Annotated in this window: 13 protein-coding genes; 7 read left to right on the plus strand and 6 right to left on the minus strand. The window is 40.0% G+C overall.

What is annotated here, in order from left to right:
- Window positions 1-12: 12 nt before the first annotated feature.
- The 4 genes from HMAT_RS16205 to HMAT_RS16220 form a co-directional block, all read right to left on the minus strand.
- On the minus strand, window positions 13-1,521 hold the full coding sequence (locus tag HMAT_RS16205) for a proton-conducting transporter membrane subunit (RefSeq protein ID WP_104383871.1): 1,509 nt from the start codon (window positions 1,519-1,521) through the stop codon (window positions 13-15).
- Window positions 1,518-1,874 (minus strand): Na+/H+ antiporter subunit C, encoded by a 357-nt coding sequence (locus HMAT_RS16210; protein WP_104383872.1) that lies wholly within the window; start codon window positions 1,872-1,874, stop codon window positions 1,518-1,520. Before HMAT_RS16210 ends, HMAT_RS16205 begins: the two co-directional genes overlap by 4 nt.
- Window positions 1,874-2,293: a Na+/H+ antiporter subunit B gene (locus HMAT_RS16215; protein ID WP_104383873.1), complete on the minus strand. Its 420-nt coding sequence runs from the start codon at window positions 2,291-2,293 to the stop codon at window positions 1,874-1,876. Before HMAT_RS16215 ends, HMAT_RS16210 begins: the two co-directional genes overlap by 1 nt.
- A 104-nt stretch (window positions 2,294-2,397) precedes the next feature.
- Window positions 2,398-4,707, minus strand: a complete 2,310-nt coding sequence (locus HMAT_RS16220; protein WP_104383874.1) for a putative monovalent cation/H+ antiporter subunit A — start codon at window positions 4,705-4,707, stop codon at window positions 2,398-2,400.
- A 424-nt stretch (window positions 4,708-5,131) separates the two neighbouring features.
- Between HMAT_RS16220 and HMAT_RS16225 the strand changes: the two genes are divergently transcribed.
- The 6 genes from HMAT_RS16225 to HMAT_RS16250 all read left to right on the plus strand — a co-directional run bounded on the left by HMAT_RS16225 (window position 5,132) and on the right by HMAT_RS16250 (window position 14,506).
- Window positions 5,132-5,653, plus strand: a complete 522-nt coding sequence (locus HMAT_RS16225) for an RNA polymerase sigma-70 factor (protein ID WP_104383875.1) — start codon at window positions 5,132-5,134, stop codon at window positions 5,651-5,653.
- Between the two features lie 52 nt (window positions 5,654-5,705).
- Window positions 5,706-6,857: a FecR family protein gene (locus tag HMAT_RS16230; protein WP_104383876.1), complete on the plus strand. Its 1,152-nt coding sequence runs from the start codon at window positions 5,706-5,708 to the stop codon at window positions 6,855-6,857.
- 234 nt (window positions 6,858-7,091) lie between these two features.
- Window positions 7,092-10,697, plus strand: a complete 3,606-nt coding sequence (locus HMAT_RS16235) for a SusC/RagA family TonB-linked outer membrane protein (protein WP_233789390.1) — start codon at window positions 7,092-7,094, stop codon at window positions 10,695-10,697.
- Between the two features lie 24 nt (window positions 10,698-10,721).
- On the plus strand, window positions 10,722-12,317 hold the full coding sequence (locus tag HMAT_RS16240; protein ID WP_104383877.1) for a RagB/SusD family nutrient uptake outer membrane protein: 1,596 nt from the start codon (window positions 10,722-10,724) through the stop codon (window positions 12,315-12,317).
- A 2-nt stretch (window positions 12,318-12,319) separates the two neighbouring features.
- Window positions 12,320-13,210 carry a putative zinc-binding metallopeptidase gene (locus HMAT_RS16245; RefSeq protein WP_104383878.1) on the plus strand — a complete coding sequence of 297 codons (891 nt, stop codon included), beginning with the start codon at window positions 12,320-12,322 and terminating at the stop codon, window positions 13,208-13,210.
- A gap of 6 nt (window positions 13,211-13,216) precedes the next feature.
- Window positions 13,217-14,506, plus strand: a complete 1,290-nt coding sequence (locus HMAT_RS16250; protein ID WP_104383879.1) for a DUF4302 domain-containing protein — start codon at window positions 13,217-13,219, stop codon at window positions 14,504-14,506.
- Between the two features lie 82 nt (window positions 14,507-14,588).
- Here HMAT_RS16250 and HMAT_RS27450 read toward each other — a convergent pair whose 3' ends face one another.
- A complete protein-coding gene (locus HMAT_RS27450) occupies window positions 14,589-14,891 on the minus strand; it encodes a hypothetical protein (protein ID WP_233789393.1) in 303 nt (100 codons plus the stop codon).
- A 148-nt stretch (window positions 14,892-15,039) separates the two neighbouring features.
- On the minus strand, window positions 15,040-16,107 hold the full coding sequence (locus HMAT_RS16255; protein WP_158655904.1) for a hypothetical protein: 1,068 nt from the start codon (window positions 16,105-16,107) through the stop codon (window positions 15,040-15,042).
- Window positions 16,108-16,634: 527 nt separating this feature from the next.
- Here HMAT_RS16255 and HMAT_RS16260 point away from each other — a divergent pair.
- Window positions 16,635-16,964 (plus strand): hypothetical protein, encoded by a 330-nt coding sequence (locus HMAT_RS16260; RefSeq protein WP_104383881.1) that lies wholly within the window; start codon window positions 16,635-16,637, stop codon window positions 16,962-16,964.
- The last annotated feature ends 148 nt before the right edge of the window (window positions 16,965-17,112 follow it).

Consider the following 17,112-nt stretch of genomic DNA (forward strand, 5'->3'; position numbering starts at 1 on the left):
TGTTTTATCATATCAATTCTGCCCTCCTAATACAGCATTTATATAAGGTGAAGTATCCAGTAATTGTGTAGCGATCTGATCCGCGACATGAATAATGGCTTCAGCATTAAATCCGATATATAACGATGCTGAGGCTAGTATAATGACGGGTAGGAGCAGCATTGTTCTCTTGTAGCCGATCATATGCGCAAATTTATCTTCGATAATTTCTGGTTCTGGTGCGTCTTTCCAAAATACCTGCGCCCACATTTTGGCGATCACATAAAGTGTAATAAAGCTACCAATAATCAGCGCCCCTGCGAATGCATATTTTTCCAATTGAAATGCGTCTTTGAAAAGATAAATCTTGGGCCAGAATCCAGATAATGGGGGGATACCAACCAAGGAAAACAGCACAATTGCAAAAAGCAAAGAAATTTTGGGGTATTGGGCATATAGACCGCCCAGCTTGTTCATGTCCATCGTACCCCGGAGCTGCCGAATAACACCCGCGATTAAGAACAAGTTGGTTTTTACCATAATATCGTGAATTAGATAAAAAATGGCACCTAACAAAGCCCATTTGCTATATAAACCTAAACCACCGATCATAAAACCGATATGGCAGACAATCAGATAGGAGAATAATCTACGGATATTTGTTTTGATCAATGCGCCAAATGCTCCAGTCAAGATAGTCAGTATGGCTAAAATGACCAACAATTCTTTGGTGAAATGGTTTGGGATAAACAATAATGAAAATACCCTGAATAGGGCGTAAATCCCAACTTTGGTCAATAGGCCGCCGAAAGTTGCGGCAACAGCCGAAGGGGGCGTATGATAGGAGGACGGGAGCCAAAAATAAAGTGGAAATACAGCCGATTTGATCCCAAAACCGATAAGGAAAAAAGTAGCCGTAATTTCGACGAGCGCCTGATTTTGTATTTTGGGTATACGCAGTGCTAGGTCAGCCATATTAAGGGAGCCTGAGATACCATACAAAATTCCGATTCCTGTCAGGAAGAATGTAGAAGCCAATATATTCATGGCCATGTATTTGACTGCACCTTCCAATTGAGATTTACGGCCGCCGAGTGTCATCAGCACAAATGAAGAAATGATGATGACCTCAAACCACACATAAAGATTAAAAATGTCTCCAGTCAAAAATGCACCATTTAAGCCCATCATCAGGAAATGAAAAATAGGGAAGTAGCCATATAAAATACGTTGTCTTCCGACACCTACACAGGAAAAAATAGAAACTGCAAGTCCTGCAATTGAGGTCAGGACGACCAGGGTGCTACTAAAAAGATCCGCAACAAAGACGATTCCAAAAGGAGCCTTCCAATTGGCGGCATTCATGGTCAGGATTTCACCATCGTAAACCTTAAAAAAAAGTTTAAATGCAAGAATAAGTGCCAAAAGGCTTCCACCTACACTCAGGAAACGCTGTGCAGTAGATTTTCGCCAGAGTATCAGCTGGACAATAGCAATAAAAAGGTGCACGATAACCGTGGCAATAATCTGGTTGTCTATCATATATCTTCTTCCTCAGGCGTGTTCAAATCATCCAAATCATCCGTGCCCAGCAATGCGTAAACACGTTTAAGTAATACGATCGCAAACGAAGTCAGTCCAAAGCTGATCACGATTGCTGTTAAAATAAGCGCTTGCGGAATCGGATCCGCGTAAATATCCGTAAATACCTTTAAGTCGGGGTCAATAATGGGCGGTTTGCCCTTGATGATATTGCCCAGCAAAAAGATCAATATATTGGTACCATTGCCCAATAGCATAATTCCTAATAACAATTTTACCATGCTACGTCGCAAGATCAGGTATATTCCGGCGGCATATAGAATACCGATCAATAAAACGAGAATCAGTTCCATTATTCCTCCTCCGTATTTAAAGCAATTGTAAACAAAATAGTCAATACAACACCAATGACCACAAAGTATACGCCGAGATCAAAAAACAGGGCGGTACCAATCATACCGATGACGGGAATCTTTTCTTCCAGCCAAAGTCCAGTCATGACCGGATAGCCAAAAAATGTGGGTAAAAACATGCTTACCGCAGCAATTCCAAGTCCAATGGGAATTAGCGACAAAGGTTTATATTGAATGAGTTTCATGGTGTTTTCCGGGCCAAAGGCAAAGCTATGCAGTACAAAAGCAATGGATGCCACCAAGCCACCTACAAATCCTCCTCCAGGGTAATAATGCCCCCTTAGCAAGAGGAATACCGAAAATAATAAGAGTATCGGTAAGAGATACCGCGTTGCGGTTTGTAATATCGTGCTATTCATTTAGTATTCAGTAGTGAGATCCGAGTATTGAGATTTTGGTTGTACAAGCCTGCGGCTTGCCAACTGACTCTCTTTTTTATTTTCTAATTTTAACTTTTTTATTTTCACTCCTTATCAGATGATTTTAACCGTAATTTCAACAAGCTGTAAACACCTAATGCCGCAATGCTGAGCACCACAATTTCAAACATGGTATCAAAGCCCCTAAAGTCCACCAGCAGTACATTGACAACATTTTTTCCTTTGGCCAGTACATAAGCATAGTCGCCATAGAAGTCACTGATATTGGTCGTTGTCGGTTCATGCAAGACACGCAAGGCGACCATGGAAAGCAGGATGCCAAATATGATGGCGACCACCGCGTCCCGAATGACGGTCCGACGGTTGGCCAGATTTAAAAAAGAAGGTAATTTAAATAATACCAATACAAAAAGAACCACTGTTAGGGTGTCAATCGTAAATTGCGTCATGGCTAGGTCCGGTGCACTATAAAAGACAAAAATCAAACATATCGCGTAACCCACGACACTGGTTGCCACAACTGCGGTTAATCTTGATGAGGTCCTAATCGTCAGTACAATGGCACCGACTAAGATACATACGGTTGTCACCTCATAAAAGCTCACAGGTGACAGGGTATCCCATTTGATGTGTAATGGACCGCCCAGGTAAAGCTGATAGCCAATTAATAATTCTGCAAATAGAATGATCTTCAATAAATAGGACCGTAAATAGCCATTGTGCATCTTTGCGGTAAAAAAGGCCGAAAATAACTCAATCTCGTGGGCACACGCGTTGAGGATATTCGCTGGTGAAATTTTTTCAAACGTAGCGATCCAGGCTAGTTTCTTGTGACTAGGCGTGTTAGAGATAAATACAAGCGTTCCGACCAGGATGGTGATGGCACTCAATAAAAGTATGAGGTTAAAACCATGCCATATTTTTAGATGAAAGACCTCCTGTTTCGCCAGGATGCTGTTTGCGGTTGGTCCAGAAATCCAGTCGCCAACAAAACCGGGAATACAGCCAAATATCCCCCCCAGTATAGCCAGGAGAAGTGGTGGTATCCACATGGATTTGTAAGGTAGGTGTACATTGGCGAATTGTTCGGGCAGTTTACCTATGAATGGCTTGATCCCAGCCATAAATCCCGCCGATACGAGAAGTATATTGGTCAGCACTGCCGCTGCTGTCAAATAAAGGAACAATTGTGAGTCACTTTGTAAAGTGGCGTCATAGATCAGATCTTTTCCGATAAATCCAAAGGTCAACGGGACACCTGCACTAGAAAGTGCCGCCAAAAAGCCCGCGATGGCCACAGGTGGCAGAACTCGACGTAATCCGCGCAGTAAAGTTAAGTCACGGGTTCCTGTTTCGTGGTCGATAATACCTGTAATCAGGAATAAAGCAGCTTTGTATAAAGCATGAACAAGAATAAACGCACTGGCAGCGATGACCGCTTCCTTGGATCCGAGACCGAGTAAGAAAACTAGAATCCCTAATGCCGATATTGTAGAATAAGCCAGAACCCCTTTAAGATCTGTTCTGAAGAGCGAGTGAAATGCTGCGTAGAGCATGGTAATACCACCGATGATCATAAGCGAATACATCCAGATCGGATTTCCACCCAAGATTGGCGAGAAGCGGGCCAGCAAATATATCCCTGCTTTCACCATGGTTGCAGAGTGAAGGTAAGCTGATACCGGTGTTGGTGCCTTCATTGCTCCCGGCAGCCAAAAATGGAAGGGAAACTGTGCCGATTTTGTAATGGCACCGAGCGCGACCAGCCCAAAAATAAGTGGAAAAAGCGGATGCTGTTGAATCAATGAAACCTTGTCGACAAGTTCGCTGATATTATACGTGCCGGCGATATTGCCCATTAATACAAAACCAGCAAGCAAAAAGAACCCGCCAAGACCTGTAATGGATAGTGCAGTCATTGCACTTTTTCTGGAATCCTCCTGATCGTTGTTGAAGCCGATCAGAAAAAACGAACTAATGGATGTTAATTCCCAGAAGATAAAGAGCAAGAGCATGTTGTCCGAAAGCACCAGACCTAACATGGCAGACATAAACAAACAGAGGTAGCCGAAAAATCGGTCGATGTATTTATGTCCTTTCAGATAGGCGTTTGCATAAAAAAAGATGCAGGCACCAATTCCGGTAATCAATAAGGTGAAAAGTAGGGACAGACCATCTAATTTGAAATCCAGATTGATACCTAGTGACGGAACCCACGCTGTGGATTGGACAAAATAAGATCCCTGGCCGATGGGTACCACAAATTTTGTGAAATACAGAAATAGGAGTACCGGTAAGAATGCGAGAATAAAACCCCATTTGGTTTTTAGGAATCGACCAAATGGAACAATAAGGCTCGATGTTATTAATCCTGATAGAACAGTAAATAGCATTTAGTCTTTGTTTTAATTTTTATTGGAGTATTTGTTTTTCAATAAGAACCTTCGAAATTTCATTGCTATTGATTGTTATGTGGCTATGAAGGTTTTTTTCGAAAGTCTACAATATAGTAAAAAAAGGCGAAAAATTGGAATTTTTGTGATGTTTTCCTTGATATAGATACTATAAAGCTTCGGTTTTGTTTTGATAGAAGGAAGATTTTTGATGGATGGAAATTGAAGTGATGATAGAAAGGATATTGAATAGTGTGTGGTAACTGTTTGATAGATAGTGTTGTATGCGGTGTTTTTGCAATATATGTAATAAACATGTTAATAATTGTTAAAGTAAGATTAAAATTCTATCTTTACGCTAGACTAGCTTACTGGACTCCATTAATAGTAACTGATCAATTTTTTATTACACCCGTTTTATAGTATGGGACCTGAAGAAAAGTTATTTAGACAACATTATAAAAGTTTGTGCCACTTTGCATGGAAATTTGTGGGAGCATCTTCTGTTGCCGAAGATTTGGTGCAGGAAGCTTTTATTACCTTTTTTAGGGAAAAACAGCGCATAGATGAATCCGAGAATTTTGTTCGCAATTATTTATACACTGCTGTACGGTTTTCCTGTTTAAAATATATCCGACACGAGAAGGTAAAAGAAAAATATTGGTCGCAAGTTGGGTTTACAGAAGAAGATGGACACTCTGTTGAATTGTCCATGATCCACACAGAGGTTATCAATGAAGTTTACCGGATTATTCAAGAAATGCCCGCTGCCTGTCAGCAGATTTTCAAATTGGGATATTTAGAGGGGTTGTCCAATTTAGAGATCACCGAAAGACTTCAAATCAGTGTGAATACCGTTAAAACCCAAAAACAACGCGGTATGAAGATGCTGCTGGACAAGCTGCATCCTGAATTTTTGCCCATTATTATTTTTTTGTTAAAATAATTTTAAATTCTTGTCACCCCATACTGATCTATAGGGTTTCTAACCTATAGATATGAAAGCTAACACCAATTATATAGCCAAATTAATCCAGAAATTTCTTCGTGGACAGGAAACTGCTGTAGAACGCGATTTAATTGAGCATTGGCGGAAATCTGACAAAAGAAATGATAATCTGATTGAAAACTTTCGGGATGCAAAAAATATCGAACAGGATCTAAACTTTTTTGCAGATCTGGATGAGGGGGAAGCTTGGCGAAAAGTGAATCCTGTTGGATCTGCTAAGAAGTTAAATTATTGGCCTTTGCTACGTATTGCAGCCATTTTTGTTTTGCTGTTTGGGGCGGTGCTAGTTTACCTGCGTGATCGGAAGGTCAGCGATCCGAGCAAAGTAGTGACCAATACAACCGTAAAAAAGGATATTCTGCCCGCCCAGCCCGGAGCTTTACTGCTGCTGGCAGATGGGTCAGTAGTGCCATTGGAAAGTTCGGTAAGAAACTTAGACCCAAAAGTTATTATCGCCGAGACTAAAAGCGGGACTGCTGCTGTAGCAGCACCACCGGCAGAATCGGCAATTGAATACAATACATTAGTCGTTCCTAAAGGGCATTTCTATAAATTAAATCTGGAAGATGGTACCCAAGTTTGGGTCAACGCAAATTCGCAACTTAAATTTCCTGAAAAATTCGATAAGAATGAGCGCCGGGTAATTTTGGATGGTGAAGCCTATTTTGAGGTTTCACATGATGCTGAGCGACCATTTTATGTCGAGTCCAAGGGGAATGAAGTAAAAGTATTGGGAACACATTTTAATATCAATGCCTACGGTCATAATGTTCGTACCACATTATCTTCGGGTAGAGTTCAAGTAAGTCATTCTGGACATGTGATTGTCCTGGAGCCGGGAGAATACGCGAATCTCGTAGGAGAACAGCTTCGGAAAGGAAAAGCCGATTTGGAGCACGACCTATCTTGGCATAATAATCAGTTTTATTTTAAGAAAGAAACCATTGTTGAGATAACCTCTACATTGTCTAAATGGTATGATATCCAAGTGAGATTTAAGAAAGATGTGGCATTAGATAAAGTGTATACAGGTAATTTTAAGCGTGATGTTAAGCTGTCAGAGGTATTGGAAATGCTGACCTATGTCTGTGACCTGAAATTTGAGCTTCAAGGACAAGAATTAATAGTAGAAAACAAATAGGAGGAGTACTTATGTAAGAGAAATAATACCTAACCTAAGAGCCTTTACATAAAAATAGAACAGGAATGTTGCAGCATCCCTGTCCAGAAATGATTAAAAAAGGCCTAAAAATTTAAAAAGCGAATTAAGTAAACCCAATTAACCACAAAGAGTAAATGTATGAATAACTTACCATTTGGCAAAACGTGGCGACTGATACCTCATGACCCGCGGTTTAGCAAACCTTTACGTATTATGAAAATTAGTACCTGCCTTCTTTTCGCCTTTGTGACCGGAGTTCAAGCCAATGGCATTGCGCAGAAAGTTACGTTGAAAATGAAAAATGCACGGATTGAAGAAGCGCTGAATGCGATTTCCAAACAATCCAATCTGCAGTTATTTTATGGGGAAAATATTGATTCCAAAGCGAGGATCAATGTCAATCTGAAAGATGCTTCAGTTGCAGATGCATTAAACGCCGTTTTAAAAAATAATAACATTGAGTATAAAATCATAGCCAATACGATTTCTGTCAATGGGAAAACGGAAGGTAGTAGGTCAAGTAATGTTGTGCAGCAAGGAGTTTCTGGTACAGTAAAAGATAAAGATGGAAATGCGCTGGCCGGGGCAACAGTGACTGTCAAAGGAACCGCTATTACTACGCAGACAACAAGTGACGGAAGTTTTAGAATAAATGCTGGAGCGGATGCCATTCTGGTGGTTCGCTATGTCGGCTATGGAGCTGTTGAGGTGGGCGTTAAAGGAAGGAATGTTGTTCCAATTGTGTTGGCATCAGACGAGAGGCAGATTGAAGAAGTTGTTGTAACCGGTATGGGGCAACGTCTTGATAAACGTTTATTTACCGGTGCTACCTCACAGATTTCAGGGGAAGCAGCACAAATCGGTGGACAAATAGATCCTAGTCGTGGCCTCGAAGGCCGTGTTGCGGGGGTTTCAGTGCAAAATGTTACCGGGACATTCGGTACGGCGCCTAAAATTCGTGTTCGTGGGGCAACGTCTATTTTTGGTAGTTCAAAGCCTTTGTGGGTTGTTGACGGTGTCATTATTGAGGACGTCGCAGATGTAAATTCAGACGAGCTTTCATCTGGGGATGCATTGACATTGATCAGTTCTGCTGTTGCCGGCCTGAACGCACAAGATATTGAATCCTTTCAAATTTTAAAGGATGGTTCGGCAACGTCCATTTATGGTGCTCGTGCCATGGCTGGTGTAATTGTTATTACGACCAAAAAAGGTAAAGCGGGCCGTAGTTCCCTTAATTATACCGGTGAATACACCACACGCGCTACGCCTCGGTATTCTGAATTCAATATTATGAATTCGCAAGAGCAAATGTCTGTATATGACGATATGTACAATAAAGGCTATATTGGATTTGCTGATTTGCCGGTCGCCAGTAATAGTGGGGTGTACGGAGATTTATATAAGCGTATTCAACGAAGCGAGATTCCAAATGATCTATTTACCGATAGACATCATGTCAATAATTTCTTAAGGGAAGCTGAGTATCGCAATACAGATTGGTTTGGTCAGCTGTTTCAGCCAAGCCTACAGCATAACCATTCAGTCAGTATGTCATCTGGAACAGAAAAATCACAATATTATTCTTCCATTAGTGGCCTTGTAGATCCAGGATGGACGAAGCGTAGTAAAGTAAATCGCTACACGGGAAATTTGAATGCGAACTATAATATTTCCGATCGGTTGAAGCTGAATATTATTACTAATGGATCTTATCGTAAGCAACAAGCTCCGGGTACGCTAGGTCAATCAAAAGACGTAGTCTTCGGTCAAGTAAAGCGTGACTTTGATATTAACCCCTATGCTTATGCCATGAATTCGTCGCGGACCTTGGATCCCAATACATTTTATACCCGTAATTATGCTGCCTTTAATATTCTACATGAGTTAGAGAATAATTACATGGACATCGAAGTTGCTGATTTGCGCTTTCAGGGCGATCTGAAATGGAAAGTAATCCCTGAATTAGAATTAGGTGCTTTTGGGTCAGTCCGTTATCAATCGACCGCTCAGCACCATTACATCAAAGATCGATCAAATCAGGCGATGGCCTACCGTGCAGGGATTTCGGAACCGGAGAACACGACCATCCGGGATAAGAATCCATTTTTATATACGGACCCGGATGACCCCTATGCTAGACCTGTTTCCGTATTACCAGAGGGTGGGATTTATAATCGGACCGATTACACCATGTTTGAACAGCTTTTCCGTTTTACTGCACAATACAATAAAACCTTTAATCAGGATCATATTCTTAATGTATTTGCAGGTTCAGAACTCACCTCGTCCCAGCGGAATAATAGCTGGTTTAGAGGGTGGGGAATCCAATACGATCTAGGGGAAAGCCCTTTTACAGATTATAAAGTATTTAAACGTGGTCAGGAAGAAAATTCACCTTATTTCGCCGTCAACCGGAATAAGAATAATGATCCAACAAATACCCGTTATAAACAAGCAGCTTTTTTTACAAATGCGACCTATTCTTATGCAGGAAAATATACTTTGAATGGTACGTTTAGGTATGAGGGCGCAAATAAATTGGGAGAAGCGACTTCTGCAAGATGGATGCCTAGCTGGAATCTTTCTGGTGCATGGAATGCCCACGAAGAAGATTTTTTTGAAAAACTAAGACCAACTTTTTCCCATTTTACGTTAAAAGGTTCTTATAGCTTAACGGGTGACCGTGGGCCATCAAACGTCACAAATTCCTATGCGATCTATCGTTCATACACCCCTTGGCGACCTACAGCAGATGATGCTGAGTCTGGCTTAGAGATAGCTGATTTAGCTAATAATGGGTTAACTTATGAGAAGAAACATGAGCTGAATATCGGAACATCTATGGGATTTTTAGATAATCGGATTAATCTCGAATTTGACTGGTTTAAGCGGAATAATTTTGACTTGATTGGTGTTATCAATACGCAAGGAGTAGGTGGACAGATTTTTAAGTACGGAAACGTAGCGGATATGAAATCACACGGGGCTGAGCTGGCCTTGACAGGCCATATCCTAAGAGATCAAGCTTTTAAATGGACTTCGAATTTTACTTATTCTTTTGTAAAAACTAAGGTCACTAAGTTAAATACACGAAGTCAAGTGATGGATCTAATCACGGGAACAGGCTTTGCGCTCGAAGGTGGTCCAGTACGAGGACTTTATTCGATTCCATTTGTAGGTTTGAACGATGAGGGCTTGCCGGTCTTCTTAAATACCAATAATCAAGAAACCGTTACCAGTATAAACTTTCAAGAACGGGATAAAATTTCCTTCCTCAAGTATGAAGGATCGTCAGATCCTATTCATACGGGTGGTTTCGGGAATATGTTTAACTATAAGAACTTTGGTTTAAATGTATTTATCACCTATTCCTTTGGTAATGTTGTACGCCTTAATCCAGTATTCTCTAATGAGTATTCAGATTTGACGGCGTCGACGAAGGAGTTTGCGGACCGCTGGATGGTCGGAGGAGATGAAGCCCTCACCAATATACCTACTATTGCGACAACGGGACAAAATAGAGCCTATGGCAATGATTTGAAATATGCCTATAGCGCCTATAATTACTCATCGGTACGTACGGCAAAAGGTGACTTTATCCGTATGAAAGATGTTTCGCTGAACTACGAATTTCCGAAGGATCTTATCAGTGCATGGAAGATAAACTCTTTGGGTTTGCGTTTTAATGCAACCAATTTATTCTTGATCTATGCAGATAAAAAGCTGAATGGACAAGATCCGGAGTTTGTCAATGCAGGGGGTGTCGCAGCGCCAATTGCGAGACAATACACCTTGACTTTACGCTTAGGTCTTTAACCGAAATTTAATATTGTAATTGAAATGAAAAGGAATAAAAAAATATATATAGCAATTGCATTGATTTGTGGAATGAGTCTATCGTCCTGTAATAAGTTTTTGGATGAGATGCCAGATAATCGTGCAAAACTTGATAATGAAGCTAAAATAGATAAATTGCTGGTTTCGGCTTATCCAGAAGTGGCCTACCTCGTCAGCGCAGAACTATCATCGGATAATATCGATGACTATGGGCCTACAAACCCAAATAGCGAGCGTTACATCCAGGAACTATTTCGTTGGAAGGACGTTACTGACAACCAAGACGAGGGTCCTAAAGAAGTTTGGGAAGCTTGTTACAAGGCAATAGCAAGTGCAAATGCCGCATTGAAGTCTATTGAAGAGATGGGAAATCCAGCAAGCTTGAATCCTCAACGTGGGGAGGCCTTGGCTACAAGAGCTTATAATCATTTTATACTTGTTAATTTGTTTGCGCAACATTATTCAAAAGCGAATGCGGCAACAGATATGGGCGTCACTTATATTACTTCGGTAGAAGTAGATCTCGATCCAAAGTACGAGCGTAATACCGTCCAAGAAGTATATAATCATATCGTATCGGATCTGGATGAAGCGATCCCGTTGATTGATGACTCCACGTTTGGCGCCACGCCCAAATACCATATGAACTCCAGGGCTGCCAATGCCTTGAGAGCGCGAGTTGCCTTGTATATGCAGGATTGGGAGAAAGCAATCAGCTTTGCAAATGCAGCAATAGGGGTTAATCCGGCCAGTTTGCAACGAAATTATGCCAGGATTGCAGCGGATGCTGTTGGTACTAGGGGATTTCCAAATGGTGCAATATCTTACAATAGAAGCGATGAAAAAGCAAATTTGATGGTAGCTACCGCAGCTACGCTACACGGCGCAATATTTGGTCCTTATGATTATGCATCTAGGTATTCACACGGTGCATTGCTGGGTCAAACTGAAACGGCATTGGCCAAAGGTCCCTATGGACAACTGGGGTCTACTGGTTATGTATTACGTGCTTTTGTGTATGGTGGAACGAATTTAGATAAGGTTTTATTCCCCCGTGTGTCCTATATGTTCGAGTATACGGATCCTGTGGCCGGAATTGGTACTCCTCGCGGAGTTTATGCCCCATTTACAACAGAAGAGACGATGCTAGTACGAGCTGAGGCACTTATTCATTTGAAACGTTATGATGAAGCGATTGTGGATATGAAGCGTTGGGTAGATAATGCGTTGGCCAAACCACCAGCGACGTTTACCGTAGCTACTGTTAATGCTTGGGCAAATGGGATAGATTATTCTTCCGCAAAAGTGCCGACAGCAAAGAAAAAAATAGACCCCAAGATGATACCATTTGAAACTGGTACACAGGAAAATATGCTTCATGCGCTGTTGTTCTTACGTCGGGTAGAAACTCTGCACATGGGACTACGTTGGTTTGATGTTAAACGCTACGGTATTGAAGTAGAAAGACGTGTGTTGAATTCCGCTGGCAATATAGCTACTGTGGAGACGGAAACAAAATTAATCGCAAGAGACAAAAGGGCTGCGCTACAGATCCCTTCTGAAGTTATTGCAGCTGGTTATACCCCTAATCCAAGATAATTATGAAAATATTAAATAAGATTACTGTGTTGTTGTGTTCTTCGGTGCTTTTATTTTCTTGCTCTGAGGAGAAACTGAATCCCGAAAGTATATTTAATGATCAAAAAGTTGAAAGAAACAAATTAGACAGTTATATAGATCAAAAATACACCAAAGACTATAATATTGCGATACTGTATAAATTTGTTGAAAAGGAGTCGGATTTGAATTATAATCTAAGTCCGGCAAGTTATGAGAGTTCGGTCAGAATGACGAAATTGTTATACCATCTCGGTATTGAGCCCTATGATAAAATCACGGGAAGTAAGGAATTTATCCAGAAATATTTTCCAAAGGTGCTAAACTATATAGGATCAGCAGCTTACAGAAATAATGGGACATTTGTACTTGGTACGGCTGAAGGTGGTGTTAAGATTACCCTTTACCTGTTGAATGAATTGAATGCGCAAACAGGTAAGGATGTGGCCTTTCTCAATGAGTATTATTTTCACACCATGCATCATGAATTTGGGCATATTTTACATCAAACCAAAGGTTACCCCGCTTCTTTTGAACAGATTACTGGAGCGCGTTACGTGTCAGATTCATGGAACGATCTCTATGAATCTGATGCGGACGCAGCCGCAATGGGGTTTGTTTCACCATATGCGTCCTCGGAGCCTAACGAGGATTTTGTTGAGACTTATGCTTATTACATCACATTATCTCCACAACAATGGAACCAGCGTATAAGTAGTGGCGGGGCAGAAGGGAAAGCCTTGATTGAGGCTAAACTTGATATTGTACGGACTTACTTCCAAAAAACCTGGAATATTAATTTGGATGAGCTGCGTGATGAAATTTTAGCCAGACAAGCGGATCTACCCAATTTTGATCAGACATCTTTAAAATAAGGAATTATGAAATTAAAATATTTAGTGATATTAATCTTACTTCCGTTTTTACTGGTTACTTCATGTAAGCGGGACGATGATAGAATATTTGATACCAATGCCACGGTTAGGATGACCGAAGCTGTGCAACAAGCATATTCTGTTTTGCAAGCAAATAAGGCAGGCTGGATCATGAAGTTTTATCCCAGCAACAATCAGGAATTCGGTGGTTATACCATATTTAGCAAATTTATATCGAATGCAGAAGTTACCCTAGCTTCAGATCCTTTTACTGGATCTGAAACCAGTTCTTATTCCATTTCTCCGGAATCGGGTCCTGTCTTAACCTTTAACGGGTATAATAAGCACATACATTGGTTTTCAGAACCTGGTATGGACAATGGCGGCATCGGTGCCGATGATAGTGGTATGCGCGGAGATTTTGAATTTATTGTGCTTAAAGCAACAGCAGATTCAGTCGTCTTAAAGGGAAAGAAAAGCGGTAGTCATTTGGTCATGTTACCTCTGAAAGAAGGGGAATTTGAAAGGTTATCTACAACCTACCAAGAGGCTGCGGATAAGTTTAAACAATTTATGGTTTATAAACTTGAAACATCAGGTAATAAAACTGTAAGACTGGGATATGATGCGAAATTTCGAGTGTTTCATAATCCAACCGATGAATTGGCTGTAGGTATGGCATTTCGCGTGGTTCCAAAAGGCTTGGAATTCTATCAGAAATACACTTTAGCCGGTACATCTTTTGATTTTTTGAACTATGTTGAACCAACGAGCGGTTATCCAAATGGTTATTATACGGATGAAGGAAAGACCTTTAAAATAATACCTTCCACGCCGCTTAACTTTTGGTTTAAAAATAATCTATGGTCTATGTCTTTTAACAATACAGGAGCGTTTGGTAAACTCTATTGGACAGTAGGTAAAGGAATGTTGGCCAAAAACAATATTATTGTCAACAACGCATATATTGGTGGGACATCGGGCGTTTATGGGTTGATTTTTAACCTGCAAAATGGTGCTGTATTTGGAGGTGTTAGTCATTTTATCGAACCTGTTGAAGACACCGAGGACGAGGTTTATATTGAGTTGGAAGGATATGTTTTGGGTAATTTTCCACTTGCCTATTGGAGCGGTGGAATAAATTATCTTAGCGCACCGTTTGATCAAACGACGTTTAAAATTACCTCTGCAGATGGTTCGTTAACTCCGACTGTTATTACCTTGACGGATGTAACGAGTCCTACTAATTCTTTTAAGCTGTTCTTGAAAGATATTGATGATCCATTGAATAATTAATGTTTATGTCTTCATAAAATTATATGGAGGTAGAAAAAGGGGGTGTCTCACAATAATTTTGAGACGCCCCTTTTTGCATAGATTATTCATAATTAATTTGCGGGGACGCAAAGACTTCCTCCTTTGTTGTAAACCGATAAGCAGCCGGAGCAAACACGTAGCTGATCAAGTTATAAACTTGACGTTGTGATGTAAATCCTTCGATCGTGGAAAATTCCGATGGACGGGGCAAGTGAAAACAGAATTGCTTCAAGTAAACAGGTTCATAATCGACAGAGGCCGATCGGCACAAGACACAGACTACATATTCCACCAAGAAGGCACGATTAGTGGCGAATGGTTCGCTGCAGTGAACAAAGTTAGCCTTATATACTATGGAAGACATATGGCATCGATCCATCGTTTCGTAGACTCAGCTAATGCCATCAGTTGCTTGACTTAAGCAATTTCATCAAAGAACGAAAGCTTCCCATAAATGGTGACCGAAATTATTCCAATCACCATTTTTTTGTCATTTACTGAACATCCTTATGTTAATTACAAACAGGGAATAAGTTGTCAATTATATGCTGGATCGGCTTATCTCCACCTGGAAGGATCGTTGGCTTGCTTCCAATTTCTGTAACTAATCCATTTACAACTTTGTAATATGCCCCCGATGATTTTGGAAAGTATATTCCGTCAGGTAAAAGACATGTAAGTCCGGAATTATAATAATATTTATTTGATGGACCTAAATATACATGTGTTGGATAATTTAAATTTCCATTGTGAGCAAGCTCTTCGGAAGAAACATAATAATAGAGTCCGTTATAGTCCGAAGGGAAATTATAAATTTGTGGCGAGGTCCCAGGATTACCTCCTATAGGAGAATCTGTGAGTAAATCTGTTGTTATATCTACATCTGGCTTTATTACTCCCAAAGTACTTCCGGTTATAGCTGCTTGCAAACCTTTAGTAATTCGTCTGTATTGGCTGCTTTCATGTAGATTTCCAGCAATAAAATCATCGTAGACAGCCCATCCCCACCCAAATGCATATGAGGCTAAGTCAATATGTACAATAGAACTTTCTGGCTCTAAAGGGTCTAACACCGGAAAAGCTGTAACGGTCATTTTCTTATTAAGCTTTAAAGAGTTGCCTTGGGAATTTGCTGTTACTTTGGTAGATGGATTCTGTAAAGTTGTGCCTAAATGCCAATATTCGTTGGAACTTTCTGCAATTGATAACATGCCTAGGAAACCTTCACCTTCATTTACATTCCAGACTATATTTTTATATTTTGTTCTTAATGCCTGGAGTTTATTGGCAAAATAAGGTCCTGCTTGGGCGCTGGTCATGTTTAATTGTGAACCTGTGGTAAATATATTTTGAATTTCCTGAATCATTGCGGCTTCCCTTGGCGTCAACAGATTGTTTTGAGCTAGCAGATTCTCTGTAGCATCAATCTTAGAATTAATATACAAGGTATTTCGTGAATTAATTACATCTGCGACTGTTGGTAATATTTCTGATGGCATTCCTCTGTATTGTTCTCCATACACTGAACCTACAAAATCATAGGTGGAGATAATAATATTCTTAATGTCTTGCGTAGTCAAATTTTGGTTAGGTAATGGTAAATTCCCAAGATCATTTTTGGAGGAAACAGGAATTCTGTAACTAATGGATTTGAGTTCAGACTATACGAAATTCCAGTATTATGTATAGTACCCAGATCTTTTGTATTGGCTTTTAAATTGTTATTATATTCCAGTAAATCCAAACTTTGTTTTTGATTGGGATCTTTTTTACAAGAAATAATTGCAACACATAGTATTGCTAAAATAAATGTTTTTTCATTTTTTTTAAAAAATTAAGTTAATTTATTGTTTGATATAGTTTATTTTTATCTATAGATTTATAATTGCGTTGATTATTAGTATGCAAAATACCATCTATTTATATAGGTGATTATTTATAATAAATATACTGATTTTTTTTTAAAATTAAAAAACATTTATTTTCGACTATTAGGTGGTCAAATTGCAGCTGTATCTAGTTGAGAGTCGTCTTTGATGGTCGCACTTTATTGAATTTCTAAGGTAAGACTGATAAATTGACAGGTTACAAACCCATTAGAAGGACGATGAGTAATAAAAGAGGAGCTTCCTGTGAGACGAATATCTATGCTGCTCCCATACATTACTGTCTAATTCAGGTGCGCAGCATATTAAGTGAGGAAACAATTGACGTAAAAACATTTTTGTCTAAGAAAGGCTATTGCCCTTCCTCCTATAAAGCACTAAGGTTTTATGATATTGATAGTGTAGTGTTTATTACTTCGGAACCATTTTCTGTAGAAAACGAAGCTGGATTTCTATATCCAGATCCGAACAAAATGGCAACCAGGGAAGGACGACAGATGGGACAAGAGCAAGCTATATGGTCGAAGGTTATTCCATCGCCTTTACATTAGAACTCTTACCGCTATCATAAATATTAACTTATCATTATGCTTTTGTGGACGGTCTACTTGAACTTACTGTAAAAGATATAGATAGTGAGTCGAGAGGAAAGCTCACGACCCATAAAGAAGTATGGACATTGCAGAGGAGCAAAATAAT

The organism is Sphingobacterium sp. HMA12, from assembly GCF_002933815.1.
Lineage (GTDB): Bacteria > Bacteroidota > Bacteroidia > Sphingobacteriales > Sphingobacteriaceae > Sphingobacterium.